At 63.9% G+C, this 17,725-nt stretch carries 13 protein-coding genes; 8 read left to right on the forward strand and 5 right to left on the reverse strand.

Features of this window, described 5'->3' with window-relative positions:
• Positions 1-46: 46 nt before the first annotated feature.
• The 3 genes from RUGAMON1_RS29715 to RUGAMON1_RS29725 all read right to left on the reverse strand — a co-directional run bounded on the left by RUGAMON1_RS29715 (position 47) and on the right by RUGAMON1_RS29725 (position 2,862).
• Positions 47-484, reverse strand: coding sequence for a hypothetical protein (locus tag RUGAMON1_RS29715; protein WP_445233894.1), 438 nt, complete (start codon positions 482-484; stop codon positions 47-49).
• A 14-nt stretch (positions 485-498) separates the two neighbouring features.
• Positions 499-2,082 carry a methyl-accepting chemotaxis protein gene (locus tag RUGAMON1_RS29720; protein ID WP_445233895.1) on the reverse strand — a complete coding sequence of 528 codons (1,584 nt, stop codon included), beginning with the start codon at positions 2,080-2,082 and terminating at the stop codon, positions 499-501.
• 165 nt (positions 2,083-2,247) lie between these two features.
• A complete protein-coding gene (locus tag RUGAMON1_RS29725) occupies positions 2,248-2,862 on the reverse strand; it encodes an OmpW/AlkL family protein (RefSeq protein WP_445233896.1) in 615 nt (204 codons plus the stop codon).
• 174 nt (positions 2,863-3,036) lie between these two features.
• Here RUGAMON1_RS29725 and bufA2 point away from each other — a divergent pair, with 174 nt between their 5' ends.
• From bufA2 to RUGAMON1_RS29740, 3 genes are read left to right on the forward strand one after another with little or no spacing between them, the layout of a single operon-like run.
• Complete coding sequence (bufA2, locus tag RUGAMON1_RS29730) at positions 3,037-3,303, forward strand: BufA2 family periplasmic bufferin-type metallophore (RefSeq protein ID WP_008453189.1); 267 nt, start codon at positions 3,037-3,039, stop codon at positions 3,301-3,303.
• A gap of 53 nt (positions 3,304-3,356) precedes the next feature.
• Positions 3,357-4,187, forward strand: coding sequence for an MNIO family bufferin maturase (bufB, locus tag RUGAMON1_RS29735; protein WP_445233897.1), 831 nt, complete (start codon positions 3,357-3,359; stop codon positions 4,185-4,187).
• Positions 4,184-4,942: an HvfC/BufC family peptide modification chaperone gene (locus tag RUGAMON1_RS29740; protein WP_445233898.1), complete on the forward strand. Its 759-nt coding sequence runs from the start codon at positions 4,184-4,186 to the stop codon at positions 4,940-4,942. The genes bufB and RUGAMON1_RS29740 overlap by 4 nt, the downstream gene beginning before the upstream one ends.
• Before the next feature lie 22 nt (positions 4,943-4,964).
• On the opposite strand, the gene RUGAMON1_RS29745 is transcribed toward RUGAMON1_RS29740, so the two are convergent.
• Positions 4,965-6,170, reverse strand: a complete 1,206-nt coding sequence (locus RUGAMON1_RS29745) for a DUF2252 domain-containing protein (protein ID WP_445233899.1) — start codon at positions 6,168-6,170, stop codon at positions 4,965-4,967.
• A gap of 164 nt (positions 6,171-6,334) precedes the next feature.
• On the opposite strand from RUGAMON1_RS29745, the gene RUGAMON1_RS29750 reads away from it, so the two are divergent.
• The gene (locus RUGAMON1_RS29750; protein ID WP_445233900.1) at positions 6,335-9,439 is read left to right on the forward strand and encodes a heparinase II/III domain-containing protein; all 3,105 of its coding nucleotides are present in this window, start codon (positions 6,335-6,337) and stop codon (positions 9,437-9,439) included.
• Positions 9,440-9,466: 27 nt separating this feature from the next.
• Here RUGAMON1_RS29750 and RUGAMON1_RS29755 read toward each other — a convergent pair whose 3' ends face one another.
• Positions 9,467-10,198 (reverse strand): substrate-binding periplasmic protein, encoded by a 732-nt coding sequence (locus tag RUGAMON1_RS29755; RefSeq protein WP_445233901.1) that lies wholly within the window; start codon positions 10,196-10,198, stop codon positions 9,467-9,469.
• Positions 10,199-10,338: 140 nt separating this feature from the next.
• On the opposite strand from RUGAMON1_RS29755, the gene RUGAMON1_RS29760 reads away from it, so the two are divergent.
• The 4 genes from RUGAMON1_RS29760 (at position 10,339) to RUGAMON1_RS29775 (ending at position 17,629) form a co-directional block, all read left to right on the forward strand.
• The gene (locus RUGAMON1_RS29760) at positions 10,339-13,710 is read left to right on the forward strand and encodes a DUF4214 domain-containing protein (protein ID WP_445233902.1); all 3,372 of its coding nucleotides are present in this window, start codon (positions 10,339-10,341) and stop codon (positions 13,708-13,710) included.
• A gap of 264 nt (positions 13,711-13,974) precedes the next feature.
• The gene (locus tag RUGAMON1_RS29765; RefSeq protein ID WP_445233903.1) at positions 13,975-15,903 is read left to right on the forward strand and encodes an SPFH domain-containing protein; all 1,929 of its coding nucleotides are present in this window, start codon (positions 13,975-13,977) and stop codon (positions 15,901-15,903) included.
• 124 nt (positions 15,904-16,027) lie between these two features.
• Positions 16,028-16,576 carry a type 1 glutamine amidotransferase domain-containing protein gene (locus RUGAMON1_RS29770; protein WP_445233904.1) on the forward strand — a complete coding sequence of 183 codons (549 nt, stop codon included), beginning with the start codon at positions 16,028-16,030 and terminating at the stop codon, positions 16,574-16,576.
• A 135-nt stretch (positions 16,577-16,711) separates the two neighbouring features.
• Positions 16,712-17,629: a hypothetical protein gene (locus tag RUGAMON1_RS29775; RefSeq protein ID WP_445233905.1), complete on the forward strand. Its 918-nt coding sequence runs from the start codon at positions 16,712-16,714 to the stop codon at positions 17,627-17,629.
• The last annotated feature ends 96 nt before the right edge of the window (positions 17,630-17,725 follow it).

Raw genomic sequence — 17,725 nt, forward strand, 5'->3', positions numbered from 1 at the left:
CCTGGGGTCTGACCCCCGCGGGGTCAGACCCCTTCGCCGTGCGGGGTTATTTGGCGGGTGGGGTAGCGTCGGAGCCGACCGGTTCAAGCACGGCGGCTTCGAACACCAGCTTCTTGCCATCGACCCGGAACACTCCGATCAATTCGCCGCCGTCGCCTTTGACGTCGGGGTACTGGGTGCAGCTCTGCGTTTCAACCTGCCACATCGCTTTGCCGGCCCGCAGCGTCCAGACGTTGTCGCCACCGGACAGCAGTTCGATCTCCACGTCATCGGCCGGCATCTCGGTCAACTCGATGCGCCGCAGGCATTCGGGCAGCCGCTGCATGATCAGCTCCACAGTGCTTTCGCTGCTCCAGAAGTGCTTCTGCGCGCGGTGCAGCGTCAAGGCGTGGTTGCCGGTGCTGCCGTCCGCGTAGTACGAGGCCGTGTCGTCGACGCATGCGGTCAGCATCAGGGCGGTCAGGACGATCAGGATCTTGCGCATGGGCCGGGCTTCCGTTAGTGGTGGGTGCGCACCATTATAGCGGTCCCCGGCGCCGCGCCGGTTTTGAAGAAGCCCACCACCGAGGCCAGCGCCGCCGCCTGCTCCTGCATGCTCTGCGATGCGGCCGCCGCCTGTTCCACCAGCGCCGCGTTCTGCTGCGTGACCTCGTCCATCTGCGTGATGGCCATGTTGATCTGCTCGATGCCCATGGTCTGCTCCTGGCTGGCCGAGGTGATCTCGCCCATGATGTCGGTCACGCGGCGGATGCTGTCGACGATGTCGCCCATCGTCTGCCCCGCCTCGCCGACCAGCCGCGAGCCGTCGTCGACGTTGGCCACCGAGGCCGAGATCAGTTCCTTGATTTCCTTGGCCGCCGCCGCGCTGCGCTGCGCCAGGTTGCGCACCTCCGACGCCACCACCGCGAAGCCGCGTCCCTGCTCGCCGGCGCGCGCCGCTTCGACGGCGGCGTTGAGCGCCAGGATGTTGGTCTGGAAGGCGATGCCGTCGATGACGGCGATGATGTCGACGATCTTGCGCGAGGAGCTGTTGATGCTGCCCATGGTGTCGACCACCTGCGCGACGATGGCGCCGCCCCTGGTCGCCACCTCCGACGCGCTGCGCGCCAGCGTGTTGGCCTGGCGCGCGTTGTCGGCGTTCTGCTTGACGGTGGAAGTCAGCTCCTCCATCGACGACGCGGTTTCCTCCAGCGAGCTGGCTTGCTGCTCGGTGCGCGAGGACAGGTCCAGGTTGCCGGCGGCGATTTCATTCGATGCGGTGGCGATGGTGTCGGTCCCCTGCCGCACCTGGCCGACCACCTGCAGCAGGCTGTCGTTCATCGACTTGAGGGCGCTGAGCAGGCGGCCCGTTTCATCGGTGGCGCCGGTCCTGATGTTGGACGACAGGTCGCCCGAGGCCACCGTCTCCGCGACGTCGACCGCGGCGTTCAGCGGCACCGTGATCGAGCGCGTGATGAACCAGGCCACGCCGCAGCCCAGCGCCATCGCCAGCGCGCCCAGGCCCACCTGCACCATCTGCGCGGTGCGCAGCACGGCTTCGACCTCCTCGCCGGCCTGCCGCGCCTGCGCGGTCTCGTAGACCAGGATGTCGTCGAGCGCCTTCAGCACGCCCTTCAGGCTGGGCGCCGCGGTTTGCGTGAGGTAGGAGGTGGCGTCCTGGATCTCGCCGTCCTTGCGCAGTTCGATCACCTTGTTGTTCTTGGCCGCGCCTTCCTTCAGCAGGCCGTCCAGCGTGGCCAGCATGGCTTTTTCCTGGTCGTCGGTGATATGGTCCAGCAGGATCTTCTTGGCCGCGCCGTACTTCTTGCGCGACTCGGCGATCTTTTCCAGCTCGGCGTTCACTTCCGGCGTGCTGGGCACCACCACGATATTCGTCAGCGACAGCGTGATGTTGCGCACGTTGTCCACCATGCGGTTGGCCGCCTCCATCTTGACGTTCTTGTCGTCGATGATGTCGTGCGTGCGGCTGCCGATGCGGGTCATGGAGCTCAGTCCCAGCACGATGACGGCGACCAGCAGCGCCAGGACGATGGCGAAGCCGAAACCGAGGCGGGTGCCGATTTTTACGTGGTCGAACGACATGGCGGTGCTCCTTCCGGGAAAAGCGAAAACGGGTAGTCCAGGAGCTTGATTGTCCCCAGATTACCCGTCCGTGTCACCATATTGCTAGGTCTGTCGCGGTGTCGCAACGCTGACCGGCGCTGTGTATCAGCGCTGTGTATCAGTGCTGTGTATCAGTGCTGTGTATCAGAAGCGGTAGCCGACGCCGACGCCGACCAGCAGCGGATCGACCTTGACGCGACTGACCTTGGCGCCGCTGATGAAGACGTCGCTGCGGATCTGCACTTTCTTCACGTCGAAGTTGAGCGACCATTTCTTGTCGATGGCGTAGTCCACGCCCGCTTGCAGCGCCAGGCCGAAGCTGTCATGTTCCAGGCCGCCCTTGCCGCCCAGCAGATCGACCTTGGACATGGTGGTGTAGTTCACGCCCGCGCCCAGGTAAGGCTTGAGCGGCGAATTGAGCACGAAGTGATACTGCATCAGCAGCGTGGGCGGAAGATGCTTGAAGGTGCCGATGTTTTTGCCGTCCAGTGCCACGTCGTGTTTTTGCGGATAGGTCAGCAGCAGTTCCGCCGCCAGGTTGGGCGTGAAGAAATAGGAGATGTCGAAATCAGGGATGGTCTTGCTGCTGACGGTGAGGCGGTCGGATGCGCCGGCGCCGCCGACCGGATCGGACTTGTCGGCCGGATCCAGGTGCACGGCGCGCACGCGCACCAGCCATGGGGATTCTTCCGCCATCGCATTGCTGCCAGCCGCCAGGCTCAGGGTGGCCAATACTGCTGCTGCTAAAAGCTTGCTCATTTCACTTCCTCTTTTTGTCGTTAAGTAACGTAGAGAAGTCTATTGATGCAGCGCAGTAAAAACTTTGATTCAAGTCAAAATACAAAATATTTTTCAAAATTGTGTAAGCAATCGGGAAGTGGCCGCGACAGAGTCATGCAGCACCAACCTAACTTACTTTTTTTGGAGAATCACATGAACCACATCACCCGTATCGCCGCAATGGCAGCAACCGTCGCAACCATGGCCATGTCGGCGTCGGCCATCGCCGCCACCACCACCATCAGCGCCGACGACACCGTGCACTGCGCCGGCATCAACAGCTGCAAGGGCACCAGCGACTGCGCCACCGCGGAAAACGCCTGCAAGGGCCAGAACTCCTGCAAGGGCCACGGCTTCCTGGCCACCAAGGCCGGCGCCTGCTTCGCCAAGAAGGGCAAGATCGTCGACCTGGACAAGTAATCTGCACGCGTCATCATCGATACCGCGCCGGCGCCGCCGGCGCTACCTAAAACATGACATCCACACTACCGTCGCCGGGCTTCGGCCTTGGCTTGCGCCCCGCGCACTACAACGACATCATCGCCACGCCGCCCGCTGAATCGGGCGTCGACTGGTTCGAGATCCTGTCCGAGAATTACATGGTCCCCGGCGGCAAGCCGCTGGCGATGCTGGACCGCATACGCCGCGACTATCCGGTGGTGATGCATGGCGTGTCGATGTCGATCGGCACGCCGCAAGGTCCGTCCGAAGACTACCTGCGCGAGCTGAAGGCGCTGATGCGGCGCGTGGAGCCGCTGTGGGTGTCGGACCACCTGTGCTGGACCGGCACGCACGGCGCCAATATGCACGACCTGTTCCCGCTGCCGTACACCGAGGAGGCCGTGGCCACCGTGGTGCGCAATGTGCGGCGCGTGCAGGATTACCTGGAACGCCCGCTGTTGCTGGAGAACGTGTCGAGCTACCTGTCCTTCGAGTCGGACACGTTCCAGGAATGGGACTTCGTCGCCGCCGTGGCCGAGGAGTCCGACAGCCTGATACTGCTGGACGTGAACAACGTCTACGTCAGCTGCGTCAATCACGGCTTCAATCCGATCACCTACCTGGACGCGCTGCCCGCGCGGCGCGTCCAGCAGATCCACCTGGCCGGCCACAGCGTGCAGGAAGGCTGCATCATCGACACCCACGACCAGGCGGTGGCCGATCCGGTGTGGGCCTTGTACGCGCAGGCCTTGCGCCGCTTCGGCAAGGTGGCGACGATGATAGAGCGCGACGATAATATTCCGCCGCTGTCCGAGCTGTCGGCGGAGTTGCGGCGCGCGCGCGCGTTCGCGGAGGCGGCATGAACGCCCTCGAACGCTTGCAGCTGGACTTCCAGCGCTACATCCTGGCCGACGAGGCGCCCGGCGCCATCCACGCCGCCGTGCGCGAGCAGTACGGGCTGAGCGCCGGGTCGCGGCTGGCGATCTACCACCGCGCCTATCGCAGCCGCTTGCGGCAGGCGCTGTGCGAAGCCTACGACAAGACCTGGACCTTCGTCGGCGACGACATGTTCGCCGAACTGGCCAACGGTTATCTCGCCGCGCATCCGTCGCAGCACGCCAACCTGCGCTGGTTCGGCGCCGGCCTGGCCGCGCATGCGCAGACGGCGCTGCCGGACTATCCCTTCATCGCCGAACTGGCGGGACTGGAATGGACGCTGGGCCTGGCCTTCGATGCGCCGGACGCCGCGCCGCTGGCCGCCGCCGACATGGCGGCGATACCGCCCGAGGAATGGGGCGATCTGCAATTCGGCCTGCATCCATCGGTGCACCTGCTGGAGATGCACTGGAACGCCGTCGCCCTGTGGCAGGCGCTGGCCGCCGGCGCCGAACCGCCGCAGGTGGAGCAAGCCGCCGGCGCGACGCGCTGGCTGGTGTGGCGCCAGGGCGAGCAGCCGCATTTCCGTTCGCTGGCGGCGGCGGAGGCGCAAGCCCTGTACCGCATCGCCGAAGGGGCGAGTTTCGGCGAGGTGTGCGCGGACGCCGGCGAGGAAGCGATGCTGGCGCTGGCGGGCTATCTGCAGCATTGGCTGGCGCAGGGCGTGCTGCTCCGGCCTTAGTCCAGCACTAGTCCTGCACTAATCAGGCACTAGCCAGCCAGGCCTTGCTGGCCTGCCATTGGGATTGCGTCAGTTCGGTCATCGCGCTGGCCGCATCCAGCATGGGCTGGCGCCAGCTGTCGTCTTGGCCGTGGGCGATCAGCTCGTCCGCACCGGCGGCGCCGGCGCGGCCCGCGGCGCGCAGCTGGTCCCAGGCCAGGTTGCAGCCCATGGTGGCGATCACTTCCTGCAGGCGACTGAGCTTCTTGCCCCAAGCATCCAGCGCCACGCGGTCTTCCGACGGTTGCAGACCGCGCAGCACGCAGGACTTGCCGTCCAGCGGTATCGCGTGCAGGGAGGCGTGATCGACCGCCTGCATGCGCTGCTGCACCGCCACCACGCGGCCGGCCTGGTCCGGCCACGCCGGCTGCTTGATCTTCCACGCGGTCAGGCGCGGCGTCAGCGCCGACGGCTTGCACTCCTTGATGTCGAGCAGGTAGTTCCCGTCCGGCGAACCCTTGCCTTCGACCAGCACCACAAAGCGCATCAACCCCAGGCTGCCGGTGCCGGCGATGCGGCGCGCCGCGTCCAGCATGGTGTAGAAGCCGGGGTTGTCCTGCTGCTGGGCGAAGCGCGGCAGGAATTCGGCCAGCAGCTCGCGCTGGCCGGGCAGCAGCGGCAATGCTTTCTCGCCGTCGAGGTTCAGGCTGCGGCGCTGGCCTTTGCGGGTGGTGCGCTTGTCGAGGAAGTCGGCGCGCGTGCGGTTCCTCAGATCGTCCAGCAGGTCCCGGATCAGGCCCACGCTGGTTTCGCGCTCCACCCAGCGCGGCTTGCCGGTGGCGAGCGCGGCGCGGTAGGCGTCCAGGCAGTGGGCGCCGAGGTCCGCGGCTTCCGGCGCCGACACCCGCAGCGCGTCGGCGCCGCACCGGATGCTGGCCAGCAGGCGCACCAGGTCCCAGCTGGCCGGCGCCAGCGCGCCTTCGTCGAAATCGTTTATATCAAAATAGACCTGGCGGTTGTCGCCCTTATAGCTGCCGAAGTTTTCCATGTGCAGATCGCCGCAGGCCCAGGCCAGCGGCGCGCTGCGGAACAGCGGCTGGTCGGGCAGGGCGTCGTAGAACAGGTGGTCGGCGCCGCGCAGGAACAGGAAGGCGCTTTGCGCCATCTTCCGATACTTCATGCGCAGCAGTTGCGGGTCGCGGTCCTGGTTGTGGGCTTGCAGGGCGGCGGTCAGGGTGTCGGCGGACATGGCGGACTCCTTGTATGACTGTGTCACAAATTGAATTTTATGCATATGCTGTTGAATTGTCTACAACAGTGTACTTGGAAGGTGAGCCGGTCGATGCATTGTTTTTTTAACATGGACCTCTGAAACAATATATTATTAAATATTTATTATTTCGGAGAAGCACTTTGCACATACCCCCTCCCTTCCGGCCGCTGTACCTACTGGTCGCCGCCGTGATTTGTGTTGCCACCGCTGCGCAGGCGACGCCGCCGTTGAAAACGGAGCACCCGCATTTACTGACTACGCAGGCTGCCATCGACAAACTGAAGGGCCAATTACCGTTCCTGCCCGCCGCGTTTCCGGCCGCCGGCGGCACCTTCACCCTATCCATCACGCCCACCGAGTACAATCCGGCGATCGATGCGTCACAACAGACCGTCTATGGCGAACTGAAGGGCATTGGTGCGAAAAATGGCCTGTTCCTGCGCCATACGGATAAGGACCTTCCCGGCTCCGCGAGTTTTCAAATTGGCCTGCTGCAGCGCACAGACGCTAGCAATGCGCGCTACATTACCCATGGTGAGTTCGACCTCCCAACAGGGAAAAGCGCGCGCATCGAATTTTCCTGGAACAGCACAACCCATCAGGTCAGCCTGAAGGTGAACGATGTAGTCAAGTGGGTGCAGGCATGGCCGACGACAGACAGTGCGGCTCTGAGTTACCTGCCGGATGAGACTGTGCATCAATTCATCGGCCGAGCCAACGAATCGATCAGCGGGTTCAAACTGACCGATTTGAATGGCCAAACTGTAGCCGACATCCCCACCATCGACACCCCTCTGAGCGTGGCTTGGTACACCATGATCAACCAGCTCAGTGCCAACATCGTGAAATTGCAAAGCTGTCCGACGACAGGCACGCCATCGACCGACCTAGCCTTGGCCGTCTGCAACGTGGCTACAGGGCACCGCAACGCCATCGTCCCGCTAGCCCAGCAGCTCGGGCTGGCCTACAAGGTGACTGGCAACCCCGCCTACCTGGATGGCGCTCTGAACTACGTCGACAAGATGCGCGCCGTGCCAGTGACAGCGGGCCAGGATATGTCCATGGGTGGCCGGGTTACCGCCCTTGGCCTCTTGTATGACTGGTTGTATCACGACCTTGAGGGAAAACCGATACCGAACGATGGCACAGGACGCAGCTATCGTGCGGCCATGGCACAGACCATCAAGGACACCATCATGGCTCCCGCGCAAACGGGCTCCAGCAATCTGGTGGATGAAATCTGCGGGAAGCTAAACGCCTCAACTAAGTTGTTCAGCTGCGAAAAGGAACCGGCATACCAGAACTGGAACCGCCTGGCCTCCCCACTTCAGCCCTCGATCTCCGATGCCTACATGGCCGGCATGAACTACAGCAGCGTCTATGGCGCCGCCGCCGGTATGCTGGCGATTGTCGACGACTATCCCGAAGTCGCGCCGATGATAGATATCGCCTACAATCATTTCGCCAAGGGCTTCCTGGCGGTACGCAACGATATTTCTATCGATGGCGGTTATCACTCTGGGTATTCCTACAGCATCGTAGATACCCCGACCCGTGTGCTGTTATGGCGTAGCGCACTGCAAAATCCGGCGGACCTCACCTTCCCGCTCGACTGGTTGCCCAAGACTATATACCCCTACATCTACGCCTTGCGCGATGACCATACCTTCCCGGCCAGCGGTGACAACTACAAGACCCTCTCCACCGACACTCTGCTCGGCAATATCGCGTTGTGGGCCGCAAGCGAAACGGGGGATGAACAGGCTTGGTGGTTCTATCAGTCGCAGATCCAAGGGCAACGCACTACTGCGGCCAGTCCTCCGCTAGTTCTGGAGCGGCTGTTCTGGCCGGTCAGTTTAAGCAAGGCGGTACCGCCACCTTCGCTGGATCTGTCTGCTTACTTCCGGCGCTCTGGACAGGTATTGATGCGCGACCGCTGGACTTACCCGGATGCCGTACTGCTGGAGTTCAAATCGACGTCATTCATGAGCGATAACCACCATCACCAAGACCAGAACAGTATCTCGCTCAACTACAAGGCGCCATTGCTGATCGACTCTGGCCGCTATGACTCGTTCGGTTCTCCTCATTGGGCCAATTACTATGCCCGCAGCATTGCACACAACACCATCGTGGCCTTCGATGCGAGCGAACGCTTCCAGAAGTTCGACAACAGTGCCGACTACAGCAACGATGGCGGACAGTGGGTCAGCGCGCCACGCAAGCTCTATCCCACCATCGAGGAAGTGCAACCATCCGGTGTCAATGCCATCGGTGGCGTGATCAATTACGAATCCGCGCCTGGTTACACCTACACGCGAGGCAATGCCAGCAAGGCTTACGCGCCTGGAAAGTTCGATGCCGCCGATGGTTTCGTGCGTAGCGTGGTTTACCTTCGCGCACCATCGCTTAGCGCCATGCCTGTCGCCGTCATCTTTGACCGGGTACAGCCGGTGAACGCCAGCCTGCCGGTCACGTTCTTGCTGCATTCGGTCAATGAGCCAATCGCGCCGCAGAACGTCGTTGTCACGCCGGTGGCCGACGGCCGTTCGACGTTTGGCTTCGCCCCCGGTGCCGCCCGCAACATCACCATACGCAACGGCGGTGGCATGGTAACCGTGCAAACCATTCTGCCGCTGGATGCCAAGATCGCCGAAGTGGGTGGTAAAAACGTCCGCAATCAGCAATGCGAGCAAATGCATTCCACTACCGGCGATTATCTGCCGGGCGGCGCTAACGGCGATTGCCGCTTCACTGTGCGCGTACGTCAGGCGGATGGAGGTTTTAAATGGCGCAACTACCGGCCGGTTGAATCCGACACAAATAACGACACCAACGACGTCGGCGCCTGGCGGCTCGAAATCAGCGCGCCAGCCACAGGCAGCGGTCCCACGTATTTCATGCATGTCCTGACCGTGGCCGACAACGACAATGGCACCGCCGCCGCCATGCCGATCGCGGCCCAGCGCTTGGCCGGGGACGCAAATACGTCAGCGCTGTTATTGGGGACGCAGACCGTGATCGCCTTTAACACTGGAACGGTCCCATCGGCCGGCATGAGCTGGACCTCGCCGGTGGCGGCGGCCTCCGGCAAACTTCTGGCCTGCGGCCTGCAGCCGAACACCGATTTCGTCCTGAGCGCGACGCCATCGGGCGATGGCTATCTGGTCCAGCTGCAGCAGTCGGCGCCAAACAGCACGACCTATCACAGTTCCAAAGAGGGGGTGATCAGTATCGGCCTCTAGTTTTCATTGCGGGGTAGCGCTGTGAGACTAACGGTAGCGCGCCATGATCTGGTCGATGACGCCCTCCTTGAGCATGGCGTCGATGACCCGGTTGGCGTCGGTGAACGGGACTTGCGATTTGCGCGAGAACGCGCATTGCGCCTTGAAGCTGGCGAACACCAGCTCCGGCCGCAGTTTCAGCGTCGGATGGATGCGCTGCAGGTAGAACAGCGTGTTCTCGCCGGCCAGCGTGTATTGCACTTTGCCGGCCACCATCTGCTGCACGTTGGCGTCCATGCTGGCCGAGTCGATGCGGAAGAAGCGCCTGCCGAGCACCTGCTCGAGGCGCGGATAGCGGTAGCCGGCGACGGTGCCGATCGGCCTGTCGCGCAGGTCCTTGAGCGAGCGCAGGCGGGGCGCGTCGGCGTGCGCCACCACCATTTCGGTGTCGGGCAGCAGCGGCGTGCTCCAGTCGTAGTCGCCGTCGATCCAGACCGGCATCACGTAGCACATGGCGTCGGCGCGGCCGCTGCTCAGCGCCGGGGTGACGCCGGCGACGTCGACGCTGAGGTAGACCGCGCGCAGGCCCAGCCGCTGCGCCAGGGCGTCGCCCACGTCCTTGAGGATGCCGCCGTCCAGCGCGCCGTTGCTGAAGCGGACGATGGGCATGGTCTGGTCCAGCGGCGCCAGCATCACCAGTTCGCCCGGCGCGGCATGCGCCGTGGTCAGCGACAGGGCCGCGAAGGTCAGCGCTAGCAGGGACGGCACGGGCTTCGGCATGGGCACTTTCCGGGTTCGGCAGGGAAAATCAATTATAGACGCTGGGCGCGTCGCGGCGCGGCCGCGGGTGACAATTGAATAGTTTTTCCGGTGTGAAATGTTGATAATATGTTGGAACTATTGATCCATCTACAATTCCCATGAGCGACGATTACAGCAGCGATATCAACACCACCGGCCGCCTGGTCGTCGGCAAAGGCACGACCGGCATCTTTGAGACCACCTCGGACAGCGACTGGTTCCGCATGTCGCTCACGGCCGGCACCAGCTACGTGCTGCAGTTGGACGGCGCGGCGCAAGGCGGGGGCACGCTGGCCAGCATGTCGAACACCTCGCTCACGCTGATGGGCCCCACCGGGCAGTGGATGGGCTACGCTTACGGCAACGGCAGCTTCGGACCGGCGATGAATTTTACGCCGACCACTTCCGGCGACTACTACGTGTCGGCCGGCGCCGGATACAGCGCCGCCGGCAGCTACACCATCAAGGTGGCGCCGCCGGCGGCGGACGACTTCGCCGCCGACATCACCACCACCGGCTACTTCAGCGGCAATACGATTACCGGAAAATTCGAGCGGCCGGGTGACTCCGACTGGTTCAAATTCCATACCGTGGCCGGGCAGATCATCGCCTTTGACGCCGGCACGGGATCGGTACCGGCCAACGTCGCTATCTATGACGCCAACGGACGCTATTACAGCGCGCTCGGCGCCTCTCCGTTCAGGGTGGAGACTGGCGGCGACTATTACCTGGCCGTGACCACCGACTCCTACCTCGGCCGCTATACGCAGAGCATGCGCTTGCTGAGCGACGATTTTACGGCCGCAGCGCCGGGCAGACTGAACGAGGGTGCCCAGCTGAGCGGGTCGCTGGAGTTCAATGGCGACACCGATCCCTTCACCATCACCACGGTGGCGGGCCAGATTTACACGGTGACCTTGAATACGCAAGCCGGCGATAGCCGCTACGCCAGCCTCTACCTGTATGACAGCAATGGCCAGTACGCCGGCGCCGCCAACCAGACGTTCAACAACGAGACGGTGCTCCGCTTCCAGGCGGACAAGAGCGGCAGCTACACGGTGCGCGTGGACAGTTACTCCAGCTTGTCCACCGCCTTGTCGTACACGGTAAAGCTGGGCCTTGCCGCGGTGGACGACTATAGCAACACCCGCGCCGACGCCGCCGCGCTGGCGCTGGGGACTACGCTCCACGGCAAGGTGCAGGCGCCCAACGATGTCGACCTGTTCAAGACCGAGCTGGCCGCCGGCGTGACTTACACCTTCAGCATGGGCGCCGACGGGACGATTCCCTCGTACACGCAGTACCTGCTGCTGCAGGATGGCGCCGGCAGCACCGTCGCGTCTACGCGCTATGGCAACGACACCACGTTCAGCTATACGCCGACCAAGGGCGGCAGTTTTTATCTGCAGGCGTCCGGCTACACCGGCGTTGCCTATAACGTGACGGCGAGCCAGGCGGTGGACGATTTCGGCGCCACCACCGCCACCGCCGGCAAGCTGCTGGTGGGTACTCCGATGAACGGCGAGCTGGAAGCCGGCGGCGGCGACCGCGACTGGTTTGCGGTCACGCTCGACGCCGATACGCTCTACTGGTTCACGCTCGGGGGCCAGAAGGAAGGCGCCGGCACGCTCAACGGCGGTTACGGCGTCGCCTTCAACCTGCTCGACGCCTCCGGCAAGCTGCTGGTGTCGTCGCCCCCCAGCTATACCGCCACCGCCGGGACGCTGCCGTTCACGCCATCGGTCAAGGGCACTTACTACCTGGAAGTGGCGGCGACGCAGACGTCCGGCACCTACCGGGTGGCGGCGCAATTCGGCCAGAAGGACGACTACGGCAACGACGCCGCCCATGCCGGCACGCTGGAACCCGGCACGGCCGTGAGCGGCAAGCTGGAACTGCCAAGCGACAGCGACGTCTTCAAGGTGCACCTGATCGCCGGCCAGACCTATGCGCTGGACCTGGCGCCGGTCGAAGGCGGCGGCAACTGGAACAATTACACCTCGCTCGAGATGAAGGACAGCTCCGGCAACTACGTGTCGCTGCGCTACCAGTACTCGTCCGACGGCAAGATCCACAAGTTGTTCGAGCCGGCGCAGTCGGCCGACTATTACCTGACCGTGGCGACCTCGACGAGCAGCGGCCTGGCCGGCGGCTACAAGCTGAGCGCGACCGACCTGGGGCGCGACGACTTCCCCGCCACCCCGGCGACCCTGGGCACGCTGAGTCCCGGCGCGCCGGTGACCGGCATCATCGGAGTGGCGGACGACCATGACTGGATCAAGGTGCACCTCGATGCGGGCCGGACCTATGTGTTCGACCTGCACGGCAAGTCCAGCGGCGGCGGCACCCTGGATACCAGCAGCAACTATGCCGGCATGTCGCTGGTGAACAATTACGGCGGCTCGTATGCCTATGCCAGCAGCAGCGCCGCCAGCGGCAATGAACCCCGCATGACCTACGTCGCCAACGTCTCCGGCGACTATTACCTGGACATCCGCGGCGGCACCGACCACACCGGCACCTACACGGTCGAGGAAACCCTGACCAGCGGCGACGTGACGGCGCCGCGGCTGGTATCGAGCACGGTGGCGGCGGGCGCGGTCGATGTGCCGCTGACGCCGCGTTTCGCGCTGAACTTCAACGAGACCATCATGCTGGGCACGGGCATCACCCTGACCGATTCCGCCGGTGTTGCGGTGACCGGCAACGGCGAGCCGCTGGCGTCGGTGTCCGGCCATGCGCTGGTGATCAATCCGCACCAGAACCTGGTGCCGGGCATGACCTACACGCTGAACCTGCCGGACGGCAGCATCCTCGACCTGGCCGGCAACCACTACGCGGGCGCGACCAGCTACAGCTTCACCACGACCAAGCCGGTGGCCGTGGGCACCGACGGCAACGACTATATGCTGGGCAAAGGCACCGGCGCCAGCCTGAACGGCGGCGCCGGCCTCGACACCGTCTACTACGCGCAAAAGCAGTATGAGCTGAGCATCGTGCGCAACACCGACGGCAGCGTCAGCGTCAGGGACTACTGGGCGGACAAGGATGCCGACACGCTGACCGGCGTCGAGCGGCTGATGTTCTCGGATCACGCGGTGGCGCTGGATCTGGGCGGCGCCGGCGGCCAGGCGTACCGGTTGTACCAGTCCGCCTTCAACCGCGCGCCGGACAGCGGCGGCGTCGGCTACTGGATCAATGTGCTGGACCGCGGCGTCGACCTGAAGACGGTGGCGCAGGGCTTCATCGACAGCCAGGAATTCAAGACCCTGTACGGCGCGGCGCCGACCGACCAGCAGTTCGTCACCAACCTGTACAACAACGTGCTGCACCGCGCGCCGGATGAGGGCGGCAACAGCTTCTGGCTGGACCGCCTGCACGACGGCGTGTCGCGCGCCGACTTGCTGATGGGCTTTAGCGAGAGCGCGGAAAATCAGGTCGCCATCGCCAAGATCATCGGCGCCGGCTTCAGCTACACGCCGGCCGGTTAAGGCGGTTCGCCGCGATTAGAGCTGCGGCTCTAATCGCGGCGGACAGCCTTTACCTTCAAGGGATTTGTGCCAGAATGAGCTGCACGAACTCACTGAAAAGTCCTAACAAAAAATCGTGTTCACCCCACTCGCAAGTGCCCTCGCGGCGACCGCAGCAACTCCCCCACACGCCAGCCTGACCATTGCCAGCCCGCCGCGCTAGCTGCGTCAGACCGCACACGCCACACCTGCATCCACAACTTTTTCCACAACCGAAAGGTTCGTATGTTTACCCTGCTTGGCAGTGAAGTGACCGTTGTCGTCCTGATTTTAATCATCGCCGCCCTGATCAAGTTTTCCGGGATCATCAAGTACATCCCCAACGACAGAGTCGGGGTCATCGAAAAACTATGGAGCTCGTCCGGCTCGGTGCAGAACGGCCTGCTGGCGCTGAACGGCGAGGCCGGCCTGCAGCCTGACCTGCGCCGCGGCGGCTTCCATTTCTTCGCGCCGTTCCAGTATCGCGTGCACATCCATCCGATGGTGTCGGTCACGCAGGGCACCATCGCCTACGTGTTCGCCCGCGACGGCATGGACCTGCCGGCCGGCCAGACGCTGGCCGACAACTCGCGCATCGTCGACTTCCGCAACGTCCGCGACTTCCTGCGCGACGGCGGCCAGAAAGGCCCGCAGCGCATGGTGCTGCGCGAAGGTACGCATATCATCAACCCGGCGCTGTTCGTCGTGATGACGGAAGAGTCGACCTATTCGATGTCGCTGGATGCGCTGGAGAAGGCTTACTACCAGCAGATGCGCGGCGTGCTCGACGAGCGCGGCGGCTTCAAGCCCGTGGTGATCAAGGAAGTGACCGGCTCGCACGACTCCGACCAGCTGGCCGTGGTGACGGTGCAGGACGGCCCCGGCCTGCTGAAGGACGAGCTGCTGGCGCCCGATGTCGGCGACACCCACAACGCCTTCCAGGAGCCGGAGAAATTCCTCGCCGCCGGTGGTCGTCGCGGCCGCCAGGAGCGGGTGCTGGTGGAGGGCACCTACTTCATCAACCGCCTGTTTGCGACGGTGGAGTTCATCAAGAAGACCATCATCCCGGTCGGCTTTGTCGGCGTGGTGGTGTCGTACACGGGCCGGGTGGGCACGGACTTGTCGGGCACCGAGTATTCGCACGGCGAGCTGGTGGAGACCGGCTGCCGCGGCGTGTGGCGCGATGCGCTAATGCCGGGCAAGTACGCCTTCAACACCTACGCCGGCAAGATCGAGCTGGTGCCGACCACCAACTTCGTGCTGATGTGGAAGTCCGGCGAGAGCGGCTCCAACTTCGACAAGAACCTGCGCGAGATCACCTTGATCACCAAGGACGCGTTCGAGCCGCAGCTGCCGCTGTCGGTGGTGGTGCACATCGACTACCGCAAGGCGCCGATGGTGGTGCAGCGCTTCGGCAACGTGGCGCAGCTGGTTGAGCAGACGCTCGATCCGATGGTGTCGTCGTACTTTAAAAACGTTTCGCAGACCAAGACCTTCATCGACCTGATCCAGTCGCGCAGCGAGTTGCAGAACAACGCGTCGATCGACATGAAACAGCGCTTCCAGGCCTACTCGCTGGAATTCCAGGAGGTGCTGATCGGCACGCCGAAACCGCAGGCCGGCGACAACAAGATCGAGGACATCATGGCCCAGCTGCGCGACCGCCAGATCGCCCGCGAGCAGGTCGAGACGTTTGCACAGAAGCAGATCGCGGCCGACAAGCAGCGCGAGCTGAACGAGGCCGAACAGCGCGCCGCCAAGCAGAAGGAGCTGACCGGCTCGCTGGTGGATATCTCGATCAAGGAGAACCAGGGTTCGGCCAACGTCAAGGCCGCCGAGAAGCGCCGCCAGGAAATCGAAGCGCTGGCGCAGGCCGACAAGTTCCGCCAGGAGATGGAAGGCGCCGGCCGCGCATCGGCGATCCGCTCGGTGGGCGAGGCGGAGGCGGCGGCCATCCAGGCCAAGTCCGAGGCGATGCAGGGGGAAGGCGCGGACAAGCAGCTGATGCAGACCGTGATGCTGCGCCTGGCCGAAGCGTTTGAAACGGCCAAGGTGCCGCTGGTGCCGCAGGTGCAGATGGGCGGTGGCGACAGCAACGCCTTCAGCACGCTGATGGGCCTGATGAGCGCGATGAAAGCCGGCGAACTGGTGAAGACGATCGAACCCCAGGCTTGATGGGGGCACCGGACTCCCGGCCGGGCCGGGAGTTCATCCTCATGTTGTCGTAATGTTCGTGCGCGCACATGCGGCGCGCCGTCGATATGGCACGCTACTCCGTTCTCACCAGACAGGAGTAGCCATGACTACCGAACTGAAAAACACCAACGTCGCCATCCTGATGACCGACGGCGTGGAGCAGGCCGAATACACCGAACCGCGCCGTTTCCTGGAACAGCAGGGCGCCAGGGTGACGCTGGTCTCGACCAAGGAGAAGGGCGAGCATATCCAGGCGTTCAACCACATGCAGCCGGGCTCGCGCTACGAGGTGGAGCTCAACGTGCGCGACGCCAGGCCGGCCGACTATGACGCGCTGGTGCTGCCGGGCGGCGTGGCCAATCCGGACCAGCTGCGCCTGCACAAGGAGGCGATCACCTTCATCCGCGAATTCGGCCGCGAGAACAAGCCCATCGCCGCGATCTGCCACGGCCCGTGGACCCTGATCGACGCCGACCTGGTCAAGGGCAAGCACGTGACCAGCTGGCCCAGCCTGGAAACCGACCTGCGCAACGCCGGCGCCGAGTGGAGCGACGAGGAAGTGGTGGTGGACGGCAAGTTGATCACCAGCCGAAAGCCGGACGATATCCCCGCCTTCAACCAGGCCTTGCAGCAGCAACTGATGGCCGCCTGAGCGGCTTGAACGATGCAATCCGGTGCGCTCATTTTCCTGCTGGCAAACGAGCGCTACGCCCGCGACGTAAGACGTAGACTGGGATTGCAGTCGGACACCAGGTCTGAACGCCAGCGTCTTTATCCAGGAGCCACCATGACACACACACTCGCAGCTGTATTTGAAACCCGTGCCGAGGCCAACCGAGCCAAGGACGAACTGATTCACAGCGGCTATGCCGCCGAAAGCATCACCGTGAGCGATTCCGGCACCGTGGCCGGCACGCCGCGCATCAACGACAACGAATCCATACTCCACTCCATCAAGCAGATGTTCAGCGGCCTGCTGGGGCGCGAGCATGCGGACCGCCACATCTATGCGGAGGCGTTGAACCGCGGCCACGTGGTGCTGACCATCCAGACCAATGGCATGGAGGCAGCCGACCGCGCGGCCGACATCGTGGAGGATTTCAATCCGATCGACATCGACGAGCACGAGACCATGTGGCGCGCCAGCGGCTGGACCGGCGCCGAAGTGCAGCGCAGCGGCGCCGGCGCGCCGCAGACCGGCCTGGGCGCGCAGCAAAGCGCGCCGGAGCAGCATGGCATTCGCCAGCGCGAGGAGGCGGTGGACTTTGCGCGTTCCGAGCAGGGCTCGCTGACGCAGGGATCGATGCAGCGCGGCGAAGTGGCGTCGCCATCGCTGACCGGCGTGAACGTGCCGATCTCGGAGCAGAGCACGGTGCAGCGCAGCGGCATGCGCATCTACCCGCGCGACACGACGCAGCCGAATCAGGACAGCCTGAACATCCTGCGCGGCGGCGAGGGCGACGACGTCCTGTATTTCCGCACGCACTGGCAGGACACTTTCTCGTATGGCGGCGGTACTTATCAGGAGTTCGATCCGGCCTACCGCTACGGCCAGTCGATGGCGGGCAACCCCGGCTACAAGGACAAGCCGTGGGAGGAGGCCGAGCCTGAGCTGCGCAGCGATTGGGAAAGCAAGCATGCGCAGTCGAGTTGGGAGAAGTTCAAGGATGCGGTGCGCGCCGGCTGGGAGCGGGTGACGAAGTAAGGCTGCGTTGCTGAAGATCAAATAGGAGAGCCTGCTGGCATGACATGATCGGCAACCTGAGCGGTCCATAAATTTCTGTGGACCGCCCATCTTGCG

It is taken from the genome of Duganella rhizosphaerae (genome assembly GCF_040364205.1).
Taxonomy (GTDB): Bacteria; Pseudomonadota; Gammaproteobacteria; order Burkholderiales; family Burkholderiaceae_D; genus Rugamonas; species Rugamonas rhizosphaerae.

Bases quoted from the DNA above. Each gene is read 5' to 3' on its own strand.
- RUGAMON1_RS29715 (WP_445233894.1), bottom strand. From the start codon at position 484: ATGCGCAAGATCCTGATCGTCCTGACCGCCCTGATGCTGACCGCATGC.
- RUGAMON1_RS29720 (WP_445233895.1), bottom strand. From the start codon at position 2,082: ATGTCGTTCGACCACGTAAAAATCGGCACCCGCCTCGGTTTCGGCTTC.
- RUGAMON1_RS29725 (WP_445233896.1), bottom strand. From the start codon at position 2,862: ATGAGCAAGCTTTTAGCAGCAGCAGTATTGGCCACCCTGAGCCTGGCG.
- bufA2 (WP_008453189.1), top strand. From the start codon at position 3,037: ATGAACCACATCACCCGTATCGCCGCAATGGCAGCAACCGTCGCAACC.
- bufB (WP_445233897.1), top strand. From the start codon at position 3,357: ATGACATCCACACTACCGTCGCCGGGCTTCGGCCTTGGCTTGCGCCCC.
- RUGAMON1_RS29740 (WP_445233898.1), top strand. From the start codon at position 4,184: ATGAACGCCCTCGAACGCTTGCAGCTGGACTTCCAGCGCTACATCCTG.
- RUGAMON1_RS29745 (WP_445233899.1), bottom strand. From the start codon at position 6,170: ATGTCCGCCGACACCCTGACCGCCGCCCTGCAAGCCCACAACCAGGAC.
- RUGAMON1_RS29755 (WP_445233901.1), bottom strand. From the start codon at position 10,198: ATGCCGAAGCCCGTGCCGTCCCTGCTAGCGCTGACCTTCGCGGCCCTG.
- RUGAMON1_RS29760 (WP_445233902.1), top strand. From the start codon at position 10,339: ATGAGCGACGATTACAGCAGCGATATCAACACCACCGGCCGCCTGGTC.
- RUGAMON1_RS29765 (WP_445233903.1), top strand. From the start codon at position 13,975: ATGTTTACCCTGCTTGGCAGTGAAGTGACCGTTGTCGTCCTGATTTTA.
- RUGAMON1_RS29770 (WP_445233904.1), top strand. From the start codon at position 16,028: ATGACTACCGAACTGAAAAACACCAACGTCGCCATCCTGATGACCGAC.
- RUGAMON1_RS29775 (WP_445233905.1), top strand. From the start codon at position 16,712: ATGACACACACACTCGCAGCTGTATTTGAAACCCGTGCCGAGGCCAAC.